General features: G+C 66.2%; 16 protein-coding genes. 12 read left to right on the top strand and 4 right to left on the bottom strand.

The window, feature by feature from the left end; genetic code table 11:
- The first annotated feature begins 85 nt into the window (after nt 1–85).
- The 3 genes from AC1VVK_RS06150 (at nt 86) to AC1VVK_RS06140 (ending at nt 7,246) form a co-directional block, all read left to right on the top strand.
- Nucleotides 86–2,209 (top strand): bifunctional rhamnulose-1-phosphate aldolase/short-chain dehydrogenase, encoded by a 2,124-nt coding sequence (locus tag AC1VVK_RS06150; protein ID WP_482904779.1) that lies wholly within the window; start codon nt 86–88, stop codon nt 2,207–2,209.
- Between the two features lie 64 nt (nt 2,210–2,273).
- Nucleotides 2,274–3,566, top strand: a complete 1,293-nt coding sequence (locus AC1VVK_RS06145) for a sugar isomerase (RefSeq protein WP_482904778.1) — start codon at nt 2,274–2,276, stop codon at nt 3,564–3,566.
- A gap of 287 nt (nt 3,567–3,853) precedes the next feature.
- On the top strand, nt 3,854–7,246 hold the full coding sequence (locus AC1VVK_RS06140) for a glycosyl hydrolase (RefSeq protein WP_482904777.1): 3,393 nt from the start codon (nt 3,854–3,856) through the stop codon (nt 7,244–7,246).
- 325 nt (nt 7,247–7,571) lie between these two features.
- Here the strand turns inward: AC1VVK_RS06140 and AC1VVK_RS06135 are convergent, their stop codons facing one another.
- The gene (locus tag AC1VVK_RS06135; protein ID WP_482904776.1) at nt 7,572–9,227 is read right to left on the bottom strand and encodes a SulP family inorganic anion transporter; all 1,656 of its coding nucleotides are present in this window, start codon (nt 9,225–9,227) and stop codon (nt 7,572–7,574) included.
- A gap of 62 nt (nt 9,228–9,289) precedes the next feature.
- A complete protein-coding gene (locus tag AC1VVK_RS06130; protein ID WP_482904775.1) occupies nt 9,290–10,171 on the bottom strand; it encodes a helix-turn-helix domain-containing protein in 882 nt (293 codons plus the stop codon).
- A gap of 137 nt (nt 10,172–10,308) precedes the next feature.
- On the opposite strand from AC1VVK_RS06130, the gene pobA reads away from it, so the two are divergent.
- The gene (pobA, locus tag AC1VVK_RS06125) at nt 10,309–11,478 is read left to right on the top strand and encodes a 4-hydroxybenzoate 3-monooxygenase (protein ID WP_482904774.1); all 1,170 of its coding nucleotides are present in this window, start codon (nt 10,309–10,311) and stop codon (nt 11,476–11,478) included.
- 329 nt (nt 11,479–11,807) lie between these two features.
- Here the strand turns inward: pobA and AC1VVK_RS06120 are convergent, their stop codons facing one another.
- Nucleotides 11,808–12,128, bottom strand: a complete 321-nt coding sequence (locus AC1VVK_RS06120; protein ID WP_482904773.1) for a 2Fe-2S iron-sulfur cluster-binding protein — start codon at nt 12,126–12,128, stop codon at nt 11,808–11,810.
- A gap of 5 nt (nt 12,129–12,133) precedes the next feature.
- Nucleotides 12,134–13,330, bottom strand: a complete 1,197-nt coding sequence (locus AC1VVK_RS06115) for a cytochrome P450 (protein WP_482904772.1) — start codon at nt 13,328–13,330, stop codon at nt 12,134–12,136.
- A 188-nt stretch (nt 13,331–13,518) separates the two neighbouring features.
- Here AC1VVK_RS06115 and AC1VVK_RS06110 point away from each other — a divergent pair, with 188 nt between their 5' ends.
- The 8 genes from AC1VVK_RS06110 (at nt 13,519) to AC1VVK_RS06075 (ending at nt 22,947) form a co-directional block, all read left to right on the top strand.
- Nucleotides 13,519–14,781, top strand: a complete 1,263-nt coding sequence (locus AC1VVK_RS06110) for a TolC family protein (RefSeq protein ID WP_132386989.1) — start codon at nt 13,519–13,521, stop codon at nt 14,779–14,781.
- Nucleotides 14,774–15,979, top strand: a complete 1,206-nt coding sequence (locus AC1VVK_RS06105; RefSeq protein WP_482904771.1) for an efflux RND transporter periplasmic adaptor subunit — start codon at nt 14,774–14,776, stop codon at nt 15,977–15,979. The genes AC1VVK_RS06110 and AC1VVK_RS06105 overlap by 8 nt, the downstream gene beginning before the upstream one ends.
- A gap of 210 nt (nt 15,980–16,189) precedes the next feature.
- The gene (locus AC1VVK_RS06100) at nt 16,190–17,770 is read left to right on the top strand and encodes an OpgD/OpgG family glucan biosynthesis protein (RefSeq protein ID WP_482904770.1); all 1,581 of its coding nucleotides are present in this window, start codon (nt 16,190–16,192) and stop codon (nt 17,768–17,770) included.
- On the top strand, nt 17,767–19,599 hold the full coding sequence (mdoH, locus tag AC1VVK_RS06095; protein WP_482904769.1) for a glucans biosynthesis glucosyltransferase MdoH: 1,833 nt from the start codon (nt 17,767–17,769) through the stop codon (nt 19,597–19,599). Before AC1VVK_RS06100 ends, mdoH begins: the two co-directional genes overlap by 4 nt.
- 100 nt (nt 19,600–19,699) lie before the next feature.
- Nucleotides 19,700–20,563 (top strand): NAD(P)-dependent oxidoreductase, encoded by an 864-nt coding sequence (locus AC1VVK_RS06090; protein WP_482904768.1) that lies wholly within the window; start codon nt 19,700–19,702, stop codon nt 20,561–20,563.
- 2 nt (nt 20,564–20,565) lie between these two features.
- Nucleotides 20,566–21,591, top strand: a complete 1,026-nt coding sequence (locus tag AC1VVK_RS06085) for an amidohydrolase family protein (protein ID WP_482904767.1) — start codon at nt 20,566–20,568, stop codon at nt 21,589–21,591.
- The gene (gene ligA / locus AC1VVK_RS06080) at nt 21,588–22,040 is read left to right on the top strand and encodes a protocatechuate 4,5-dioxygenase subunit alpha (RefSeq protein WP_482904766.1); all 453 of its coding nucleotides are present in this window, start codon (nt 21,588–21,590) and stop codon (nt 22,038–22,040) included. The genes AC1VVK_RS06085 and ligA overlap by 4 nt, the downstream gene beginning before the upstream one ends.
- Nucleotide 22,041: 1 nt before the next feature.
- A complete protein-coding gene (locus AC1VVK_RS06075; protein WP_482904765.1) occupies nt 22,042–22,947 on the top strand; it encodes a class III extradiol dioxygenase subunit beta in 906 nt (301 codons plus the stop codon).
- Nucleotides 22,948–23,016 lie beyond the last annotated feature (69 nt).

Below are 23,016 nucleotides of genomic sequence, written 5' to 3'. Positions count from 1 at the left end.
TTGAACATGGTGTTGTTTGATTGGATTTGATCGTTTAGTATCGAATCAGATTGAACCTGAAAAGAGGTTTCGTTAGAGGATGCCCATGGACACTATCGCACCGGCCAAACCGGCGGCTCTCAGCGCCGCGCTTCCCTTCTCGGTCCCCTCCAGCCGCTGGGACGACTCGGTCGCCGCCACGCTGTCTCCAGCCGAATTGCTGCTCTACCGTTCGAACCTGCTCGGTTCGGACCTGACCGTCACCAACTTCGGCGGCGGCAACACCTCCGCCAAGCTGGAAGAGATCGACCCGCTGACCGGCGAGACGGTGGAAGTGCTGTGGGTGAAGGGTTCGGGCGGCGACATCGGTTCGATGAAGCTGGATGGGTTCGCCACGCTCTATCAGCGCAAGCTGCTCGGCCTTGAGAAGCATTACGGCGGGCCGGACGACGACGACAAGATGGTGGGCTTCCTGCCGCACTGCACGTTCAACCTGAACGGCCGCGCCGCCTCCATCGATACGCCGCTGCACTCGCTGTTGCCGTTCGCGCATGTCGATCACGTCCACCCCGATGCGATCATCGCGCTGGCTGCCAGCTCGGGCGGCGAGGCGGCGACGCAGGAAATCTGGGGCGGCAAGATCGGCTGGCTCGGCTGGAAGCGCCCCGGCTACACGCTGGGCGTGATGCTGCGCGATTACGTCGCTGCCAACCCCGGCGTGGAGGGCGTCATGCTCGCCGGCCACGGGATCATCTGCTGGGCGGACAGCGCCAAGTCCTGCTACGAACACACCGTAGAGCTGATCGCCGATGCGGCGAACTACCTCAACGCGAAGCTTTCCGAAAAACCCGCTTTCGGTGGTGCGGTCCACTCCTCCTCCTCGGACCGCGCGGCCATTGCTGCCGACCTTATGCCCCGCCTTCGTGGTCAGATGACCGGGGCGCGGCGTAAGGTCGGCCATTTTTCGGACGACGCCGAAGCGCTGGAATTCGTGAACTCGGCCGAGTTCGAGCGCCTTGCCGCGCTGGGCACTTCGTGCCCCGATCACTTCCTGCGCACCAAGATCGCTCCCCTGACGCTCGATCCCGCGCGGCTTCAGGACGATGCCTACCTGGCGCAGAAGATTGCCGATTATCGCGATATGTACGCAGCCTATTACACGCGCTGCAAGCGTGCGAACTCGCCGGCGATGCGCGATGCCAACCCGGTGGTCGTGCTGGTGCCGGGCGTGGGCCGCATCACTTTCGCCACCGACAAGACCACCGCGCGCCTTGCCGGGGAATTCTACGGCAACGCCATCAATGTGATGCGCGGCGCGGAGGCCATCGGCGACTACATCGCGCTCGACGAGCAGGAAGCGTTCGACATCGAATACTGGCTGCTTGAGGAAGCCAAGCTCCAGCGCATGCCCGCACCCAAGCCCTTGGTCGGCCGCGTGGCGCTCGTCACCGGCGGTGCAGGCGGCATCGGCGCCGCCACTGCCGCGCGCCTGATGGCGGACGGTGCCTGCGTGCTCTTGGCCGACCGCGACGCCAACGCCGTGGAGGAAGTCCGCGCCGGTTTCGCCAAGCAGTTCGGCAAGGACGTTGTCCGCGCCGCCGTCTGCGACGTGACCGACGAAGCGCAAGTGGCGGAAGCTTTCGCCGTGGCCGCGCGCGAATTCGGCGGGCTCGACATTCTGGTCGCCAATGCCGGGATCGCCTCATCGGCCCCGATCGAGGAGACCACGATCGAACTGTGGAACCGCAATTACGACGTGCTGGCGCAGGGCTACTTCCTTACCAGCCGCGCCGCATGGCCGCTGCTGAAGGGCATGAAGGAGCAGGGCGGTACTTCGGTCGTGTTCATCGGTTCGAAGAACGGCGTGGCGGCGGCCACCAATGCCTCTGCCTATGCCTCCGCCAAGGCGGCGGCGAACCACCTTGCGCGCTGCCTTGCGCTGGAAGGCGCGCCGCATGGCATTCGCGTCAACGTCGTCAACCCCGACGCGGTCATCAAGGGCAGCAAGATCTGGGACGGCGACTGGCGCAAGGAACGCGCGGGCGCCCACGGGATCGACACCGGCAAGGAACTGGAAGAGCACTACCGCAACCGCTCCATGCTGAAGCGCGACGTGCTGCCTGCCGACATTGCCGAGGCGGTCTATTTCCTCGCGGGTGACCAGTCGGCGAAATCGACCGGCAACATGATCAATGTCGATGCGGGGAACGCGCAGGCGTTCACGCGCTGATAAGAGATGATTTCGGGGAACGCGTGAACCGGCGCGTTCCCCGAACGGGCAAGAGGATACAAGAATGAGCAGACTGCCGATTTCCGAAGAGCTGATCGCCGAAGCCAACGCCCGCGCGGCGGATGCGCTGGAGGACGAATACGCCTCGCTCGGTCGCAAGCTGGAACGTTCGGGCATCGCCATCGATGCGATCAAGGACAAAGTCGCCGCCTTCTCGGTCGCGGTTCCCTCGTGGGGCGCGGGCCGCGGCGGCACTCGCTTCGCCAAGTTCCCGATCGCCGGTGAGCCGACCTCCATTCACGAAAAGCTGGAAGACTGCGCCGTCATCAACCAGCTTTCGCGCCTGACCCCGCGCGTCTCGCCGCATTTCCCGTGGGACAAGGTGTCCGACTACAAGGCACTGCGCGAGGAAGCCGCCAGTCTCGGCCTCGGCTTCGATGCGGTGAACTCCAACACCTTCCAGGACCAGAAGGATCAGGCACACACTTACGCCACCGGTTCGCTTTCCTCGACCATCGAAGCCACGCGCCAGCAGGCGGTGGAGCACAACATCGAATGCATCGAGATCGGCCAGCAGCTCGGCTCCACCGACCTGACCGTCTGGGTGGGGGACGGCACCAACTTCCCCGGCCAGCAGGACCTTGGCCGCAGTCTCGACCGCTATCTTGACGCCGCTGCGCAAGTCTATGCCGCGCTGCCCGATGACTGGCGGATGCTGCTGGAACACAAGATGTTCGAACCGGCGTTCTACTCCACTGTCATCAGCGACTGGGGTTCCTCGATCCTTGCCGCGCAGGAACTGGGGCCCAAGGCCAAGTGTCTTGTCGACCTTGGCCACCATGCGCCCAACGTGAATATCGAGCAGATCGTGGCCCGCCTCCACCGCTTCGGCAAGCTGGGCGGCTTCCACTTCAACGACAGCAAGTACGGCGACGACGATCTCGATTCGGGCTCGATCAACCCGCACCAGCTGTTCCTCGTGTTCAACGAGCTGGTCGAGGCGGAGCTGGCCCCGCGTGACGGCTTCCGCCCCGCCTACATGATCGACCAGTCGCACAACGTGACCGATCCGATCGAGTCCATGCTGTCCTCGGCCGAAGCCATCGGCTCCTGCTATGCCAAGGCGCTGCTGGTGGACCGCGAGGCGCTGCACCTCTCGCAGGAAGCCAACGACACGATGATGGCCTTCCAGGCGCTGCGCCGTGCCTACAACGTCGATGTCAGCCCGATCCTTGCCAAGGCGCGCGTGGAAGCGGGCGGCGCGGCGGACGTGCTGGGCGTCTACCGCGAAAGCCGCTGGCGCGACCGCAAGGCGCAGGAACGCAAGGCCGTGGGCCTTGGCGCCGGGATCGTCTGAACCATTCCCCTCCTTTCGTCATCGCGAGCCCGCGAAGCGGGAGAAGCGATCCAGCGCCGCGTAAACCGCTGCTGGATTGCCACGCGACCTTCGGTCGCTCGCAATGACGAAGAGGGGACGAAGAGGGGGCTATGAGCGCCCGATTACCAGCATAAATTCCCGGACAAGGGGCGCAAAAGCTCCACCGGAAACCCTTTCGCCGGGACGGATAGGTCCCGGCGGCGGGGCAAGAACAGAACAACCACGACAACAATAATCGACACAACCATTTGGATCCGGGAGGGATTATGCCGATCCATTCGCTTCGTACCGTGCTTTGTCTTGCTACGGCGCTCGTTGCTGTGCCGTCCTTCGCGCAGGAGCGGCCCGCTCCGCCTGCGCCCGCCGCGAATGCCCCGCTGGAAGAACAGTTCCGCGATCCGCCGAATTCCGCCCGCCCGCGCGTCTGGTGGCACTGGATGAACGGCAACATCTCCAAGGACGGCATCGCCAAGGACATCGCGTGGATGAAGCGCGTGGGCATTGGCGGTCTCCAGAACTTCGACGCCAATCTCCAGACCCCGCAAGTGGTGGACCATCGCCTCGTCTACATGACGCCCGAGTGGAAGGACGCCTTCCGCTTCGCCGCGCAGGAAGCGGACCGGCAGGGCCTTGAACTCGCTATCGCGTCTTCGCCCGGCTGGTCCGAAACCGGCGGTCCTTGGGTCAAGCCCGAGGACGGGTTGAAGAAGCTGGTCTGGAGCGAGACGCAAGTGACCGGCGGCAAGGCCTTCACCGGCAAGCTTGCCCCGCCGCCCGGCGCGACCGGTCCCTATCAGGACCTGCCGATGGCCAAGAGCATCGAGGAGATGATCTCCGGCGCGAAGGGCGCGGAGCCGCCGCAGCACTATCAGGACGTGGCCGTGCTGGCCGTGCCGCTGGCGCCGATAGCCATGGTCCGCCCACGCGCGACGCTGGGTGACGGCAGTGCCATCGACGGCGGCGCCCTGAGCGATCAGAACCTCAACACCGGCGTCGATGTGCCCCACGGCACGCCGGACAAGCCCAATGCCGTATTGCTGACTTACGACAAGCCGCAGACGATCCGCTCCGCCTCGATCTTCCTGCCGGGCGCGCGGATGATGTTCGGCGGCCCCTCGGTCGCGCCGATGCTCGAAGCGAGCGACGATGGCAAGACATGGCGCAAGGTGGCCGACTTCCATGTCGAGCAGGTGCCCACCACCATCGCTTTCGCGCCGGTCACCGCGCGCCAGTTCCGCGTGGTGCTGACGCCGCTTTCGCCCACCATGTCGAACATGGGCTCGGCGGCGCCGGGGCTTGCCATGGATCTGGGCGCGATGATGGGAGCCGTGGGCGCCATGCCGTTCCGCCTTGCCGACTTCAGGCTCTCCGGCGAAGCGACGATCGACCAGTCGCAACTCAAGGCCGGTTATGCGATTCCGCACGATTACTACGCGCTCGGCAACCCGAGCGACGGAGCCAAGGGGCCGGACGTTGGCAAGGTGATCGACCTCACCGGCAAGCTGCGCGCGGACGGCACGCTCGACTGGACGCCGCCTGCCGGAAACTGGCGCGTGATCCGCATGGGTTATTCGCTGCTGGGCACCACCAACCACCCCGCGCCGCCCGAGGCGACCGGGCTTGAGGTGGACAAGTTCGACGGCGACGCGGTGCGCCGCTACCTCGACCACTACCTTGGCATGTACAAGGACGCTGCCGGTCCCGGGATGGTCGGCCAGCGCGGCGTGCGCGCACTGCTGACCGATTCCATCGAAGTCGGCGCCGCCAACTGGACGCCGAAGATGGTGGAACAGTTCAAGCGTCTGCGCGGCTACGACCCCACCCCGTGGCTGCCGACGATTACCGGCACCCTGATCGGCAGCCGCGAGGACAGCGACCGCTTCCTCTACGACTATCGCCGCACCCTGGCGGACCTGATGGCCAGCGAGCACTACGGCACCGTTGCCAAGGTGGCGCACGAGAACGGCCTCAAGGTTTATGGCGAGGCGCTGGAAGACCATCGCCCCTCGCTGGGTGACGACATGACCATGCGCAGCCATACCGACGTGCCGATGGCCGCGATGTGGACCCACTCGCGCGAACAGGGGCCGAACCCCAGCTATCTGGCCGACATCAAGGGCGCGGCTTCGGTCGCGCATCTTTACGGGCAGAACCTCGTGGCGGCGGAATCGATGACTGCCGCGCTCAATCCGTGGAACTTCGCGCCGAAGGACCTGAAGCGGATCATCGATCTGGAATTCGTCACCGGCGTCAACCGGCCGGTGGTGCACACCTCGGTCCACGTGCCGGTGGACGACAAGAAGCCGGGCCTCTCGCTCTTCATCTTCGGCCAGTATTTCAACCGGATGGAAAGCTGGGGCGAGATGGCGAAGCCCTGGGTGGACTACATTGCGCGGTCCTCGCTGCTGCTTCAGGACGGCCGCAATGTCGCGGACGTGGCCTACTTCTACGGCGAGGAAGCGCCGCTGACCGGGCTCTATGGCGACAAGCCGGTGGCCGATGCCCCGGTGACACACGCCTATGACTTCCTCAGCCACGATGCGCTGACCGACCTGCTGACCAACGACGGCAACGAACTCGTCGCGCCCAGCGGTGCGCGTTACCGGGCGATCTACCTCGGCGGGTCTTCGCAGCACATGACGCTTGGCGCGCTCACGAAACTGGCCGCACTGGTCGAGGGCGGCGCGACAGTGATCGGCGAAGCGCCGGTCTCGACGCCCAGCCTGATGGCGGAGGGCAAGAGCGGCGAATGGAGCGCGCTGGTGGCCAGACTCTGGCCGGGCAGCGGCGACGCCACGGTCGGCAAGGGCCGGGTGATCGCCGGCAAGGATGTCGAGGGTGCACTCCGGACACTGGGCGTGGCACCGGACTTCGCCTTTACCGGCGCCGACGCGGGCGTGAAGATCCCCTTCGTCCACCGCCGCGATGCGCAGGGCGAGATCTACTATCTCTCCAACCCGCAAGCGAGCCCGCAGACCATCGAAGCGCACTTCCGCGTCACCGGCAAGGCGCCCGAACTCTGGCATGCCGAAACCGGCACCAGCGAGCCGGTCAGCTATCGGATCGAGAATGGCGAGACGGTGGTGCCGCTCAGCCTCGTGGCGGACGATGCGGTCTTCGTGGTGTTTCGCAAGCCTGCCACCGCGCAGATCCTGACGGTGCCTGCAAAGACGGTGCAGAAGCTGGCCTCGCTCGATGATGGGTGGTCCGTACGCTTCCAGACCGATCGCGGTGCCCCTGCCTCGGTGGCAATGGCGAAGCTCGCTCCGCTGAACGAAAGCAGCGATCCGGGCGTGAAGTACTTCTCGGGCGAGGCGACCTATTCGCGCAGCTTCGCACTGCCGAACGGCGCCAAGCCGGGGCAGCCGCTGTGGCTCGATCTGGGGCAGGTGGGCGATCTTGCCGAAGTGCGGGTGAACGGCCAGCCCGTCGGCGCGGCGTGGCATGCGCCGTACCGGATCGACATCGGCAAGGCGGTGAAGTCCGGCAACAATACCGTCGAGGTGAAGGTGGCGAACCTCTGGGTCAACCGCCTGATCGGCGATGCCCAGCCGGGCGCGCAGAAAATCACCTGGACTGCGTTGCCCACCTACAAGGCCGACGCGCCGCTGCGGCCTTCGGGGCTGATCGGGCCGGTTGTTCTGGAAGGCGGGAAGTAAGGGGCTCTGGGGCTCGGGCTTTGCTGAAATCGCGAGCCCGAGCCATCTGAGCACAAGTCATTCGAAAATAATACAGAACTCGAACCAAAACCCGCCGTCATCCCCGCGAAAGCGGGGATCCCGCTTCTTGTTTCTTATGCACGCAGAGACGCGGAGACGCAGAGAGATCGTGCTGGGGGCCTTCCCTCTGCGCCTCCGCGTCTCCGCGTGAAACCAAAAAGCGGGGCCCCCGCCTTCGCGGGGGCGACGGGGTTTGGTTCGGGTGAGCTGTGTTCGGTTCGCCCGTTGGCGGTGTCGGCCTCTTGGTCGTGCGCGACTGAACCGGTTATACCCCTCCGTCAGCACTGCGTGCTGCCACCTCCCCTTGCAGGGGAGGAACTGCGGAAACCTCCGCCGCGCGCTGCGCTGCCTGTGCCACGCTGAACGTCGAACCCTCGGCCAGCACGCTGCATCCGGCCGCCGTCAGCACGTCACGCACCCGGTCATGGGCGCGGGCGAGGATCACATGCTTGCCTGCTTTTTCCAGACTTTGCGCGAATTCTGAGACCACCTCGATGGCGGTGCTGTCGAGGTCGTTGCTCTCCTCAAGGCTCAGCACCACCACGCGCGCCGCGCTGGCCCGGGCGCGGCGGGCGATGGTGCCCAGCACCGTCTCGGCATTGGCAAAGACCAGTTGCCCATTCGGACGGAAGATGACCGCGCCGGGCACGCGGTGCGCCTCGGGATGGCGCGCGAGATCGACGAACTCGTGCCCCTCGCCAAGCTGCCCCAGCTCGCTGATCGGCGGGTTCGCCAGTTCGTAGAGCAAGTGCATGATCGACAGCAGCACCGCCAGCAGCATGCCGTTGAGCACGCCGAACATCAAAACCCCCAGCACCGCCGCCAGCGCGATCCAGTGGTCGCGGCGGATGCGGAAGAGGTGCAGCAACGGCCCGGGCGAGAGCGCATGGGTCAGCGCGACGATGACGATGGCGGCCAGCATCGGCTGGGGGATCCGCGCGATCCAGCCCGAGGCGAACAGCGCCATCGCCAGCAGCGCAAGGCTCGCCGCCGCCGCTGCCCAGCGGCTGGATGCCCCCGCCGCCTCGTTGGCCGACCCGGCCGAGAAGCCCGCGCCGACCGGCATGCCCTGCACCAGCGCCGAGGCGAGGTTGGCCGCGCCCAGTGAGGCCAGTTCGCGGTTGGGCGAAAGCCCGTCGCCATGGCGCAGCGCCAGCGTGCGCATGGTGCCCCAACTCTCGGCAAACAGGATCAATGCGATCGGTGCGGCAAGTTGGACAAGCCGGGCGAGCGCGGTGGCGGAGAACGGCCAGTCGCTCTGCGGCCAGCCAAGGCCGACAGGCCCGGCCACGGCGATGCCGAAGTGCGGCAGGTCTACTGCCGCGCCCAGCACTACGGCGGCGACCAGTACGATCAGCGCGCCCGGGATCTGCGGCACCCGCCGCAGCGCCAGCAGTACCGCCAGCGTAGCCGCGCCGAGCAGGCCGCTCAGCACATGCCATTCCGAAATCCGCGCGGCGAGACTCATCAGCACCGCGAAGATCGTGCCCGAAGGCGCCGAAATACCCACCACCGCAGGCAACTGCCGCACGATGATGGTAATCGCGAGGCCGAAGGCGAAGCCGCGCAGCACCGGGCGCGAGACGAAGCTGGCAAGACTGCCCAGCCGCAGCAGCGAGAGCAGCAGGAAGATCAGCCCGGTCATGCCCACCAGCACGGTCGCCAGTCCCTCGCGCGCGGGACCTGTGGCGGAGAGACTGGCCAGCGTGGCCGCAAGGATCGCGGCGGCCGAGGACGTGGGCGATACCACCGCGAAACGGCTGCGCCCGACCGCCACATAAGCAAGCCCCCCGGCAATCGCGGCGGCCAATGCGCGGCCCGGCGCCAATCCGGCGATCTCCGCATAGGCGACGCTTTCCGGCAGGATCAGCCCGGCCATGGCAAGGCCGGTCAATCCATCGCGCCAGACGGGTTTGGTCATCGCGGCCGGCCTTTCATCGCTCTCCAAACGATCATCTTAACGCGTTGCGGGCGCCGAATAAATCATGCTTCGGGCAGATGGGGATGCGTCGATTTGTCGAGATGCGGGCGGTGCCCGGTCATCCGCAGGTAGAAGCGCGAGAAATAGGACGGGTCGGAGAAGCCCAGCTCATTGGAAACCTGCACCACGCTGGCATTGGCGAAGCACAGCAGCCGCTGGGCTTCCAGCGCAAGGCGGGCGTGAAGCAGGTCCTGCGGCGTGCAGTCCAGCTTCGCGCGGGTCAGGCGGGTCAGCGTGCGCGTGGTCATGCCCAGCCGCTCGGCATACCAGCCCAGCGGCAACTGGTCGCGAAAGTGCAGTTCCACCAGATGGCGCAAGTGCGAAATGCGCTGGTCGCCGCCGCCATCGTCCGCCGCCTCTTCCTCGGGCAGCAGCGAGCGCATCAACGCTTCCGCCATCGACAGGAAGAGGGCATTCGGCCGCCGCCAGTCCTGCGGGATGGCGAGCATCTCCGCGCAGAGGAATTCGACGCGCGGCAGTATGTCCACTGGCGTCGGCGCGAAGCGGCCGTGGGTGGAGGCGTGGAGCAGCGGATCGCCCAACCCGCTGCGCCGCTCGGCAAAGGCGCTGCTGAGCATGAGCACATAACCCAAGGTCTCTGGACGGAAACGGAAACCGTGGATGCTGCCGGCCGGCACGACGATGTGGCAGGGCGCCTCCAGAGTCTCGGTCTTGTCGTCGATGGTGAGTGTTACCTGTCCCTTCGATACCAGCATGACCTGCACGCCGCGGACATGGCGGTGCGGCGCAATTTCCCAGTCGTGCAAGGAGCTTCGTGCCGCAATCGTCTCGATATGTCCGAATTCCGCGAGGCTTTCGGCGATTTCCTCGCCGTAGAGGACATAGCTGGGAATGGGGCGGGGCGTGGGCAGGGGGGTGGGCATGGTCAGACTCGGGCGTGTCCTGAAAGTACCGGAACAATGGCCGTCTGGTGCATTCCGGCAAGCGCCGCGCGGTGTCAATCCCGTGAACACGCAATGCGGCCGTCCGAAGGGCGGGCCGCACGATCGGGAGATGGAGAATGCGAACTCAAGTCGCCATTGTCGGCGCCGGGCCGGCTGGCCTGTTGCTGGGTCACCTGCTGCGCGCCGAAGGCATCGACTGTGTCGTGGTCGAGCGCCAGACGGGCGAATATGTGCTCTCGCGCATCCGTGCCGGCGTGCTCGAACAGGGCACCGTCGCGCTGATGGAGCGGCTGGGCCTCGATGCGCGGATGAAGGCGGAAGGCCTGCCGCATGACGGCTTCAACCTTGCCGACGGCGAACGCCTGATCCGCATCGACATCAAAGCACTGACCGGCAAACAGGTCATGGTCTATGGCCAGACCGAGCTGACGCGCGACCTGATGGAAGCGACCGAGCAGCGCGGCCTTGAAGTGATCTATCAGGCGGGTGAGGTGGCGCTCCACGACATCGAGAGCGATGCGCCTTACCTGACCTATTCGAAAGACGGCGCCGAACAGCGCATCGACGCGCGCTTCATCGTCGGTTGCGACGGCTTTCATGGCCCGTCGCGTCAGGCGATCCCGGCCAGTGTCGGCCAGACGTTCGAGCGCGTCTATCCGTTCGGCTGGCTCGGCATTTTGGCCGATGTGCCGCCGTGCAATCACGAACTGATTTACGCGCACCACGAACGCGGCTTCGCGCTTGCCTCGCAGCGCAGCCACACGCGCAGCCGCTATTACATCGACGTTCCGCTGACCGAGAAGCTGGAAGACTGGAGCGACGAGCGCATCTGGAACGAACTGGCGATCCGCCTCGGCCCCGATGCCGCCGCGCATATCACGCGCGGGCCCTCCATCGAGAAGTCGATCGCGCCGCTGCGCTCCTTCGTGTTCGAGCCGATGCGCCACGGCAGCCTGCTGCTCTGCGGCGATGCCGCGCACATCGTGCCGCCGACCGGCGCCAAGGGCCTGAACCTTGCCGCCAGCGACGTCTATTATGCCTGCGAGGCGCTGACCGGGTTCTTCCGGAAGGCCGATAATGACGCCGTGGTCGGCTATTCGGCCAAGGCGCTGCGCCGGGTTTGGGCTTCGGAGCGGTTCAGCTGGTCGCTGACCAAGCTGATGCACCGTTTCCCCGAGGACGGTCCGTTCGAGCGCCGCATGCAGCTGGCGGAGCTGGACTACATTGCGTCGAGCGAACATGCGCGGCGGGTGATTGCCGAGAATTATGTGGGGTTGCCGGTTTAAACTGGGCGGTCTTTGATCGCTGATGTTGAGACCTGATGGTCACCCATAACACTCGTCGCCCCCGCGCAGGCGGGGGCCCCGCTTTTCTTGGCGAGGTAGCGCGAAGGAAGCGGGATCCCCGCCTGCGCGGGGGCGACGGGAAGGGGGATGCGGTACGGACGTGGCCTGTAGGCTATTCCCTCATCCTTACCCTCACCTTCGTCATTGCGAGCGTAGCGAAGCAATCCAGGGCAGTTTTGCGCCGCTCTGGATTGCTTCGCTACGCTCGAATTGACGAAGGATCTTTGAGTAATTTAGCCCTCTGAGGGGCGCAATGAAGCCCCCGACGTTCAGCTCTGCGCTTCAGGCGTCTCCACCACCAGTCCCTCAAGCGCCTGCGTCACCGTAAGCTGGCACGAAAGCCGTACCCTCGGATGCTCATCGCCCGAAGTCTCGATCACGGGGCCTTCGTATTCGCCTGGCCCGCCGAGCCGCTCATACCATTCGGGCGTCAGGTGCACCCGACAGGTGCCGCAATAGCAGTTCCCCCCGCACACCGCCTCGATGGCGTCGATCCCGCCGGCGACAGCGTTTTCCATCAGCGAGATCCCCTCGCTCGCCTCGATTTCGCGCACGATTCCGCCCGCGTCGATAAAGGTCACGCGTACCATGAGGGTCAGGCCGGATCGCAGGCGACAAGCGCCCCGCGCAGTTCGTAGCCCTGGATCATGCTGTTCCAGATGATCTTCGGCTCGGAAACGAGGCGGATGCCGGGCAGGCGCAGCATGCGGTCGAGGAAGATGCGCGTCTCGTGCAGCGCCACTTGTGCGCCGGGGCAGCGGTGGGGGCCGTCGCCGAAGCTCATGTAGGGTCCGGCCACTTTCATCCGCTTGGCCCGGTCGGGGTCGAGTTCGAAGGGGCAGGGGCCGGTGATCGCCTCGTCCACATTGGCCTCGCGGATCGAGACGCAGAGCACTTCGCCTTCCTCCATCACGCCGGGCTGCGGTTCCACCGCGCGGCGGTGGAGCATCGAGGCGACGGGTTCCAGCCGCAGGATCTCTTCCAGAATGGCGGACTGGTCGGCCTCGCCGCCGGTCAGGTAGCGGGTGCGCAAGTCCAGATTGTCGAACAGGTGCCACGCGGCCATGACGATGAATTCGCGCGTGGTCATCATTCCGGCGCCGCCGTAGCTCAGGCACTCCATGATCATGCCCTTGCGCGAGTAATTCTCGCCGACCATGAACGAGATCACGTCGTCGCGCGGTTCCTTGCGGCGCGCGGCGATCGCGGGGACCAGGTCCTTGCGATAGAACCGGCCGACGCGCAGCAGCATCTTCGCGGCGAAGATCATGTTGCCGATGCGGCCCGGCTTTCGGTCCAGCGAACTGTCGAGCACGGACTTGATGCGTCTGGCGAGGTTGCGGTTGCTGTCGCTGTTCGTCAGGCCGACGATCTCGGCGGTAACATCCACCGCCATCTGGAAGCTCAGTTCGTCCAGCGGCAGCGGCTTGCCTTCCTGCAGCCGCGCGACGAGTTCATCCATCGTCCGGTGCATGACCGCGTGGTGGCGGGTGACGATGGTCTTGGGCGCGAACAGCCCGGCCACGGCGGCGCGGCGCTTGCGGTGGAGATCGCCGTCGAGAAAGAAGAACGAGACCTCGTCCGGCCGCGAAAGATCGGTATCGTCGGCATGGGCGCCGGCTTGCCGGACCTTGGCCGACCGCAGGACCTCGCGGCCGATGGCAAAGTCGCCGACAACGCGCGATCCGGGCTGCGGCGTGATGTTCGCCTCGGCGAGACGGGCGCTCTTGCGGTCGTCGCGTCCCAATTTCTGACCATGCCCATACGGACATTTTGCGGGTTCGGCGTTCATGGCCGTGCTCCTTCCGACAACCCTGCTTCTCCCCATGCGTTCGGCTCTGGTGCGACCGACCAATTTCGAGGATATGATACGCAATGGATCAAAACATGGCCAGCGGCAATTTGGCGGCCGAGGGCCTCTCCCATGTCCGGCCCGGCGGTCCGTTTTTGTCCCCGGCTGCAAGAACTTGGGGCCTTCGCATGCGCAGCGTGATTGCCTCGCGGCGCTTTGCTGCTATCGCTGCCCGCGTGCGAATATTTGGAGCATGGAACCGCGCCGGAGCGCCGATGGTCATGGCGATCGCCTGTGCGCTCGCGGCGGGTGGACTTTCGGGATGCGCCGGGCAGTCTGGCCCCGCCGCCCAAGTGCCGAAAGCGCCCGAGCCCACGGTGGAGGCGCCAACCGATGGCGATTGGTGGAAGACGGCGAGCGATCCGCTGCTGGCAGACCTGATCGCGCGCGGAATCGCCGCCGATACCGACCTTGCCTGCCGCGCTGCCCGTCTTGACGCGCAGAACGAGGAGGATGCGGCGGCGGCCCGGCGGCTTACCGGAAAGGTGCGCAAGCTGGTTGGCGGGGAGCAGGACCTTGTGCGCGATGCCACGCGCCGCGCCGATGCCTATGCCTATGCGCAGGCCCGCGCCGAACGCGCGGCGGCAGTGGCGCTGGCTTATGTTGAGGTGCGGCGGCTCCAGAAAGTGCTGGTCCTGCGCACCGAGCGGCTCGACCAGTTCCGGGATAATGCGGCGATTGCCGAATTCCGCCGACAGGCCGGGCTCGTCACCGGGATCGACGGCGGTATCGGCAGCAGCATGGCCGGCGTTGCCGATGCCGATCTTTCCGCGACGCGCGCCCGTTTCGATGCGGCGCGGGCGAATCTGGCGCGGATGACCGGCATGGAGGATGCGGCGCTGCTCGCCGCGCTGGGTGAGGCTGGCGATGTACCCGATCTTGGCCGCGATCCTCCGGGCGTCGCCGATGAGGGGCCGCTCCACCGCGCCGACTTGCAGGCGCGGCGCTATCGGCTGCTGGCCAGTATCGAGCGCGAGAAGATGAGCCAGGCCGATATCGACGCCGCCGAGGCCCATCGCGGCGATCCCGGCACGCCGCCGCTGCTGCGCGACGGTCTCGCGGAGATGGACAAGGCGGAACTCGCTGCCCGGGCCGAGATCGCGGCGACACGCCAGTCGCTCGTCACGCTCGACACCCGCGAGGCCGCGCTGGCGCAGAGCAGTGAGCGCGCGCGCCGTGCGGTGCAGGATGCGCGCAGCGCTTATCGCGCCGGGATGGGCGATTTCGCGACGCTCTATGTGGCCGAAGCCTCCGCGCTGTCGGTCGAGGAAGCGCGCCTTGGCATTCGCGCCGAGCGGGCCTCGGCAATGATCCGCCTGCATCTCCAGCGCGGCGACGGGTGGTCGGCCACCGACCTGACCCCGCCGCCGGGAGGCGCCGGTTGTGACTGAGCCCGAAGAGGTTTCGCTCGACCACTTTCTGGGCGGGGGCACTCGTCGCGGCCGCACGCACCTGCTGCGCATCGCCCTGCTGGCGGCGGCGGTGGTGGCGCTTGTGTTGCTGGTCGTGCGCTTTCTGGGCGGCACCGATTCGCCCTTCTACACCGCGCTGGTCGAACAGGGGAGCATCACGCCGCTCCTCTCCGAACGCGGCACTGTGCACGGCAGCGGCGAGGTCGCACTGGCCGCCGCGCTCGACGGCACCGTGACGGCAGAGGGCGTTCCGGCCGGCGGCAAAGTGGAAAAGGGGCAGATCCTGGCCACCATCGATGCCGAGCCGCTGCGCAGCACGCTCGCGGCCGATCGCGCGCTGGTGGCCGCTGCCGAGGCCGATCTTGAAGCCGCGCGCGGCGCGCGCGACGAGGCGACGTCCAAGCTGGCGCGCTTCGAAGATGTCTGGCGCCGCTCCGGCCACCGCGTGCCCGCGATCAACGAACTGGAAGCCGCCCGGACCGCCGCCGAGCGAGCCGCGCGCGAAGTTTCCGCCGCCGAAGCGCGGGTTTCGGCGGCCCGCAACAGCCTCAAGGCTGATAGCGAGACGTTGGCCGCCGCCGTCGTACGGGCGCCTTTCGCGGGCTATGTGGTGGAGCGCAATATCCGCACCGGCCAGCGCGTGCGGGTGGGCATGAAGCTGTTCACGCTGGCGGCAAGCGACGAGACGCTGGAGATCGAGATCCCGCTCGCCCGCGCCGGCAGTGCCGGCCTGGATGCCGGCACGGTGGCGCAAGTGCGGATCGATGCCATGCCCGATGACGTGCAGCAGGCGACGCTGGCACGGGTGCTGGCCGACAGCGCCGATGCACCGGGATCGCGCCGCGCGGTGTTCACGCTGGAAAAGCCGACCGAAGCGATCCGCCCCGGCATGGCAGCGACCGTGGAAGTGGCTCTGCCCGAACGGAAAAACGTGCTGCTGGTGCCCGATGCGGCGCTGACTTTCGAGCCCGGGAGCACCGGCGGCGCCCATGTGGATGGCAACTCGACTGGTCGCAACCAGCCGCGCATCTATCTCGTCTCGGGCGACGGGGAGCCGCGCCGCGTCTATGTGTCGGCCGGAGCGGGCGACGGCAAGCGTACCGAAGTCTTCGCCAACGACCTCAAGCCCGGCGCCGAAGTGATCGTGGGATGGCGCAATCCGCCCGAAAAGCATTAGCGCAAGAAGCGATAGTACACGGCTGGGCGAATCATCGAACGCGATCAACTTGTGTCGGTCACGATCTATTCATTTGCGATTGAATAATGCCGTCTCGAAGCTGTCAGTGCGCCGCTTTAGTGGAATTCGCCTGACCCGGATTCGGCTGGTAGAAGGACCCTTACGACGCACCGCAACGAAACTTTGCGTTCGTCTGTGCGTATGAAACCTATGACCCAAGGCAACATGAGGGATGCGGGCCGAAAAACGGCTCCCAAGGCCGCAACCGGCCTCGTCGCACTGACAACGCTGGCCCGGCGCGATTTCGCAGCCATGCTCGCCTCGATGGCCGGGCTGCTGGCGGTTCCGCGTCTCGCGCAGGCGGCTGTCGCCACGGCCGGGCAAGGCAATTTCGGGCCCGCGCAGCCGTTTTCGTGGGACAACCTTGTCAGCACTGCGCAGGCCGCCGCCGCGCGTCCCTGGGCCGCGCCCGCGCCTTCGGCCCATGCCGTTACCGATTTCGATACGGCGGTGAAGCTGACATATGGCAATGCGCAGGCACTGGCAGGCGATGTTCGGCTGTTCCCGACCAGCCGGGGTGTCGCCCCGCAGGCAGTGACGATCCACCTCGTGGAAAACGGCACTTCGCGCCAGCTTGTCGACACGCGCGGCTTCTTCGTGGGCGCCACGCGCGCCGATCCCGCCGGTTTCCGCGTCATGACCGCTGACCAGCACTCGGACTGGTTGGCCTTTCTGGGCGCGTCCTACTTCCGCGCCTCGGGCTCACGCGATCAGTACGGCCTCTCCGCACGCGGCGTCGCGATCGATACCGCCATGCCCAAGGCTGAGGAATTCCCCGCCTTCACCGAGTTCTGGATCGAGAACCTCGGGCCGAACCGCGTGCGCATCCATGCCGCGCTCGACGGGCCGAGCGTCACCGGCGCCTATGCCTTTGACTGCACGCACGGCCAGCAGGGCGTCACGCAGGACGTGCGCGCCAGCCTGTTCCTGCGCCGCGATGTCGAGCGGCTGGGCCTCGCGCCGATCACCAGCATGTTCTGGTACGACCAGTCGGACCCCTCCAAACGTGGCGACTGGCGCCCGGAAATCCACGATTCCGACGGTCTTGCCGTTCTTTCCGGCAATGGCGAAAGGGTCTGGGTGCCGCTCAGCAATCCGCGCCTCACCCGCACCAATGCGATGCGCGCGGATCACCTCAAGGGTTTCGGCCTGCTCCAGCGCGACCAGCGTTTCGACCACTATCAGGACGACGGCGCGTTCTACGACCGGCGGCCCTCGCTGTGGATCGAGCCGCAGGGCGATTGGGGCAAGGGCTCGGTCATGCTCTACCAGATGACCACCGATACCGAAACGACCGACAATGTCGCCGCTTTCTGGCTCTCCGACGAACCGGCGAAGGCGGGGCAGCGGCGCGATCTGGCCTATCGGCTCAACTGGACATCGCAGGATCCGACTGCGACCGCCACCGCGCGCTGCGTGGATAGCTGGCAGGGCGCGGCGGGCAAGCCGGGCGACGCGCCGGTTGCCAAGGACGGGCGCAAGTTCGTGTTCGATTTCGAAGGCCCGGCGCTTAAGGGGCTGACCCGCGACAGCGGTGTTCAGGCCGTGACCGGCCTTCCGGCCAGCGCGGTGATCGCATCCGCCGCCTATCCGGTAGTGGGCGAGGAAACGCGCTGGCGGGTTACGCTGGACGTTCGGCCTTCGGCGATGCCGTCGCCGGAACTACAGGTCTATCTTGCGCGCGCCGGACAGGCGCTTAGCGAAACAGTTATTCAAGGCGTTCAGGCATGAAGGCGGGCATAAACCGCGCACTCCCTCCGCTTCCGGCGGAGGCCCCGCTGGCGATGCCGGTGCAGGACCTTTACGGCATCGCGCCGGGCTCCATCGCCGTGCGGACCAGCCCGCACGGCATGCAGGTGAAGCGCCTGCTGCTGCTGGTGGTGACCGCCGTGATCGCGCTCGCCGCGTCCAGCGAAGTGCGCTTTGCCTTCTCGCGCGATGGGCTCGACGCGGTCGAGATCGTGCTGCTGCTGTTCTTCGTGCCGCTGTTCACGTGGATCTCGTTCGGCTTCGTGACATCGGCCATCGGCTTCCTCCAGCTCATCACCGGCAAGCATCCCGGCTTCACCGCCGTCCCGAGCCCGGCCTCGTCGCTGCGCCACCGCACCGCCGTGCTGATGCCGGTCTACAACGAGAGCGTGGAGGCGACTTTCGGCCGAGTGCGCGCGATGGCGAACTCGATTGCGGCGTCGGGCGGCGCCGAGTGGATCGATTTCTTCGTGCTCAGCGATTCCAATGCCTTCCACGGAAAGCGCGAGGAAGCGGCCTGGCGCGAAGTCGCCGCAGAGGCGCCCATCGCCGTCTACTACCGCCGCCGCGAGAAGAACCTCGCGCGCAAACCGGGCAATGTCGCCGAATGGGTACAGCGCTTCGGCGGGGCCTATGAAAACATGCTGATCCTTGACGCGGATTCGCTGATGAGCGGCGATGCCATCATCGGCATGGTCGCGATCATGGAAGAGCGCCCGTCGATCGGCCTGCTTCAGACCGTGCCGATGATCGTCGGCGCGCAGACGCTGTTCCAGCGCTGGATGCGCTTTGCCAGCGAGGCCTATGGGCCGATTGCCTCTGCCGGATTGCTCTGGTGGTCGGGCGCGGAGGCGAATTTCTGGGGCCACAACGCCATCGTGCGCACGCGCGCTTTCGCCGAATCCTGCGGCCTTCCCGAACTGCCGGGCAAGCCGCCGTTCGGCGGCCACATCCTCAGCCACGACATGTTCGAATCCGCGCTGCTGCGCCGCCGGGGCTGGGCCGTGCACATGGTCATGATCGACGGCAGCTACGAGGAATTCCCGCCCACCATCGTCGATCACGCGATCCGCGACCGGCGCTGGATGCAGGGCAATCTCCAGCATCTGCGCCTGCTTGACGCCTCGGGCCTGCACTGGGCGAGCCGCCTGCATTTGCTGATCGGTGCCTCGGCCTATCTCACCTCGCCCGGCTGGTTGCTGCTGCTGATCACCGCGATCGCGCAGGCGGCGATGGTGCAGGGCGGACAGACCCTTGCCGGAGGCACTCCGCCAAGCGTGCTGTGGCTGACCGTGCTGCTGCTGTTCGGCCCCAAGGCAATGGGAACGCTGTGGGTTGCCGCCAATCCCGGCCGCCGCCAGCGCTTCGGCGGCTGGAGCGGCATCCTGCGCTCGGTGGCGCTGGAAGTCCCGCTGGCGATCCTGCTGGCGCCGGTAACGATGGTAATGCAGGTGAAGGCTCTGTGCGGGCTGGCGCTCGGCATTCCGGCCCACTGGAACACGCAGGAACGCGACGCCCGCCGCATCGGCGTGCGCGAGGTGCTGCCCGACCTCAAGGAACACATCGCGCTGGGCCTCACCTTCGCGGCGACGGCGTTCATCAATCCGGTGACGGCGCTGTGGCTTTCGCCGCTGACGCTGGGCCTGCTTGCCTCGCCCTGGCTGATCAGCCTGACCTCGCGCGCGAGCCTCGGCGCGCGGGCGGAAGCAGGCGGCTTCTTCACCGTACCGGCGCCCACCATCGTCGATCCGGTGGCACCCGACATGCACGACGATGCCGAAGAGGAAGAGGCGCCGCTGGCGATCGGGTGAGGGAGATCATCCGACGCGTGATCGGTTCGATTACGCTGGTGTTATAGCCGGAAGTCGGTTTCGATTGGTGGATTCCCTGCGGTGAGCGCAGGGTGCCCCAATGAACAGGTCCATTGCCCTTATCGGGTTCGGAGAGGCCGGATCGACGTTTGCGGGAGCTGGAGACTGGGCCGGGCAGGCTCGTGCCTTCGACATTCTTCCCGAACGCCGGGACGCCATGGCCGAACTCGGCATCACCGCTTGCGACAGCGCGGCCGAAGCGCTTGCGGGCGCCTCGCTGGTGCTTTCGCTCGTTACCGCAGATGCTGCGCCGCTGGTGGCGGAAGCCGTCGCGCCTTTGCTGAGCGAGGGCGCGTTGTTCTGCGACATGAATTCAGTAGCCCCCGGCACCAAGCGAGCCGCTTCCAAGGCCATCGCTACCGGCAAGGGGCGCTATGTCGATGTGGCCGTGCTCGCCCCGGTGAACCCCGCGCGGATGAAGGTTCCTCTGCTGGTTTCCGGCCCCGATGCCGCAGAAGCGCAAGGCGCGCTGACGGCGGTAGGCTTCACCAATGTGCGCGTCGTCGGCGATGCGGTCGGCCGGGCCTCGGCGATCAAGCTGGTGCGCTCGGTCATGGTCAAGGGCCTTGAGGCGCTGACCGCCGAGATGATGATGGCCGCCCATGCCGAAGGCGTGGCGGACGAGGTGCTGTCTTCGCTCGATGCCAGCGAGAAGACCATTCCCTGGGCGGAACGCGCGGACTACAATCTCGACCGTATGCTGGTCCACGGCCGCCGCCGCGCCGCCGAAATGGACGAGGCCGCGGAAATGCTGCGTTCGCTGGGCATTCCGCCGCTCATGACCGAAAACACCGTCGCCTGGCAGCAGGCGCTGGGCGCGCTGGGCATTGTGCCGCCGCCCGAAGGATTCGAAGCCAAGCTTGCGGCAGCAGTCGCGGCGGGCGTACTCAAGGGAGAGAACTGAGCATGTCGCTCATCATCGACTGTCACGGACATTATACCGTCCTGCCCAAGGCGCATGACGCCTGGCGCGAAGCCCAGATCGCCGCGTTCAAGGCCGGCGAAGCCGCGCCGCCCTACCCGGAAATCTCGGACGCCGAGATCCGCCAGACCATCGAGGACAACCAGCTTCGCCTCATCAAGGAGCGCGGCGCCGATCTTACCGTGTTCAGCCCGCGCGCCAGTGCCATGGCGCACCACGTCGGCGATCAGGCGGTGTCCGAGGCATGGGCGGTCCACTGCAACAATCTTATCGCCCGCGTGGTGAACATGTTCCCCGAGACCTTCGTGGGCGTGTGCATGCTGCCCCAGAGCCCCAAGGCGGACCTTTCCGCCTCGGTGAAGGAACTGCGCCGCTGCGTTGAGGAACTGGGCTTCATCGGCTGCAACCTCAACCCTGATCCGGGCGGCGGCCACTTCGAGCATCCGCCGCTGACGGACGAATACTGGTTCCCGATCTACGAGGCGATGTGCGAGCTGGACGTTCCGGCGATGATCCACGTCTCGGGTTCGTGCAACCCGGCGATGCATGCCACCGGCGGCTTCTACATCGCGGCGGACACCGTGGCCTTCATGCAGCTGATGCAGGGCGATCTCTTCGCGAAGTTCCCCAAGCTGCGCTTCGTCATCCCGCATGGCGGCGGCGCGGTGCCGTACCACTGGGGCCGCTATCGCGGTCTGGCGGACATGCTGAAGAAGCCTTCGCTTGACGAATACATCATGAACAACGTGTTCTTCGACACTTGCGTCTACCACCAGCCGGGCATCAACCTGCTGGCCGACGTGATCGACAACAAGAACATCCTGTTCGGCTCCGAAATGGTCGGCGCGGTGCGCGGGATCGACCCGCAGACCGGCTTCTACTTCGACGACACCAAGCGCTATGTCGACGCGCTCGACATTTCCGATGAGGAGCGCCACGCGATCTTCGAAGGCAATGTGCGCAAGGTCTTCCCGCGCCTTGACGCCAAGCTGAAGGAACGAGGCCTGTGAACGCCAAGAATCCGACGGATAAGAATCCTTGCCCGAACGCTGGCGGTCCGATCGACATCCATGCCTATCTCGGTGAGTTCGACGATATTCCGGGCACGCGCGTCTACACGGCGAAGCGCGCGCGTCAGGGCTATCACCTGAACCAGTTCGCGATGAGCCTGATGAAGGCGGAAAACCGCGAGCGCTGGAAGGCGGACGAGCGTGCCTATCTCGACGAATGGCCGATGACCGAGGACCAGAAGCTGGCCGTTCTCGCCCGCGACTACAACCGCCTGCTCGATCTGGGCGGCAACATCTACTTCCTCGCCAAGGTCTTCTCGACCGATGGCCTGAGCTTCCTTCAGGCCGTCTCGACGATGACCGGCATGTCGGTCGAGGATTATCAGGCGATGATGATCGCCGGGGGACGCTCGCCCGAGGGCCAGCGCTCCATCAAGGAGCACCGCTAAGATGGCCCGCATTACGCACGGCATCGCCTGCAGCCACATCCCGGCGCTCGGCGTCGCGTCCGACTTCGACAAGTGGGAAGACCCCTATTGGAAGCCGATCCAAGAAGGCTTCGCGCCCACCCAGAAGTGGGAAGCGGAGAACCTGCCGGACGTCGTGATCCTGGTCTACAACGACCATGCATCGGCCTTCGACATGAAGATCATCCCCACGTTCGCGATCGGCTGCGGCGAAAGCTACAAGCCGGCGGACGAGGGCTGGGGCCCGCGCGAAGTGCCTGACGTGGAAGGCCATCCGGACCTTGCCTGGCACATCGCCCAGAGCCTGATCCTCGACGAGTTCGACATGACCATCATCAACGAGATGGATGTCGACCACGGCCTTACCGTTCCGCTGTCGATGGTGCTGGGCAAGCCTGCCAAGTGGCCGGTGAAGGTGATCCCGCTCGCCGTCAACGTGGTGACCTATCCGCCGCCGTCGGGCAATCGCTGCTGGGCGCTGGGCGAGGCCATCGCGCGCGCCGTCGAAAGCTTCGATGAAGACCTCAACGTGCAGATCTGGGGCACCGGTGGCATGAGCCACCAGCTTCAGGGCCCCCGCGCCGGCCTGATCAACCGCGAGTGGGACAACATGTTCCTCGACAAGCTTTCGGGCGATACGCAGGAACTGCGGTGCATTCCGCATATCGAATACCTGCGCGAAACCGGCAGCGAAGGCATCGAGATGGTCATGTGGCTGATCATGCGCGGCGCGCTGGGCAAGGAAACGCGGGAACTTTATCGCTTCTACCATGTGCCCGCCAGCAACACGGCGGTCGGCCATATCGTGCTGGAGCCGGTGAACGGCGACGTGCCGCCCTCGACGACGATCGAAGGCAACAATGCCGAAGCCCAAACCCTGATCGGCTGATCGATTCCGCGTGCCGGTGCTTGACGCCGGCATGCTCCTTCCCTTGATAGAGTTTCCAAGGAGATTCCC

It is taken from the genome of Novosphingobium sp. BL-S-32, assembly GCF_056857055.1.
The sequence above is the reverse complement of the archived record's forward strand: the minus strand, read 5'-3'. Positions and strand labels throughout refer to the sequence as shown.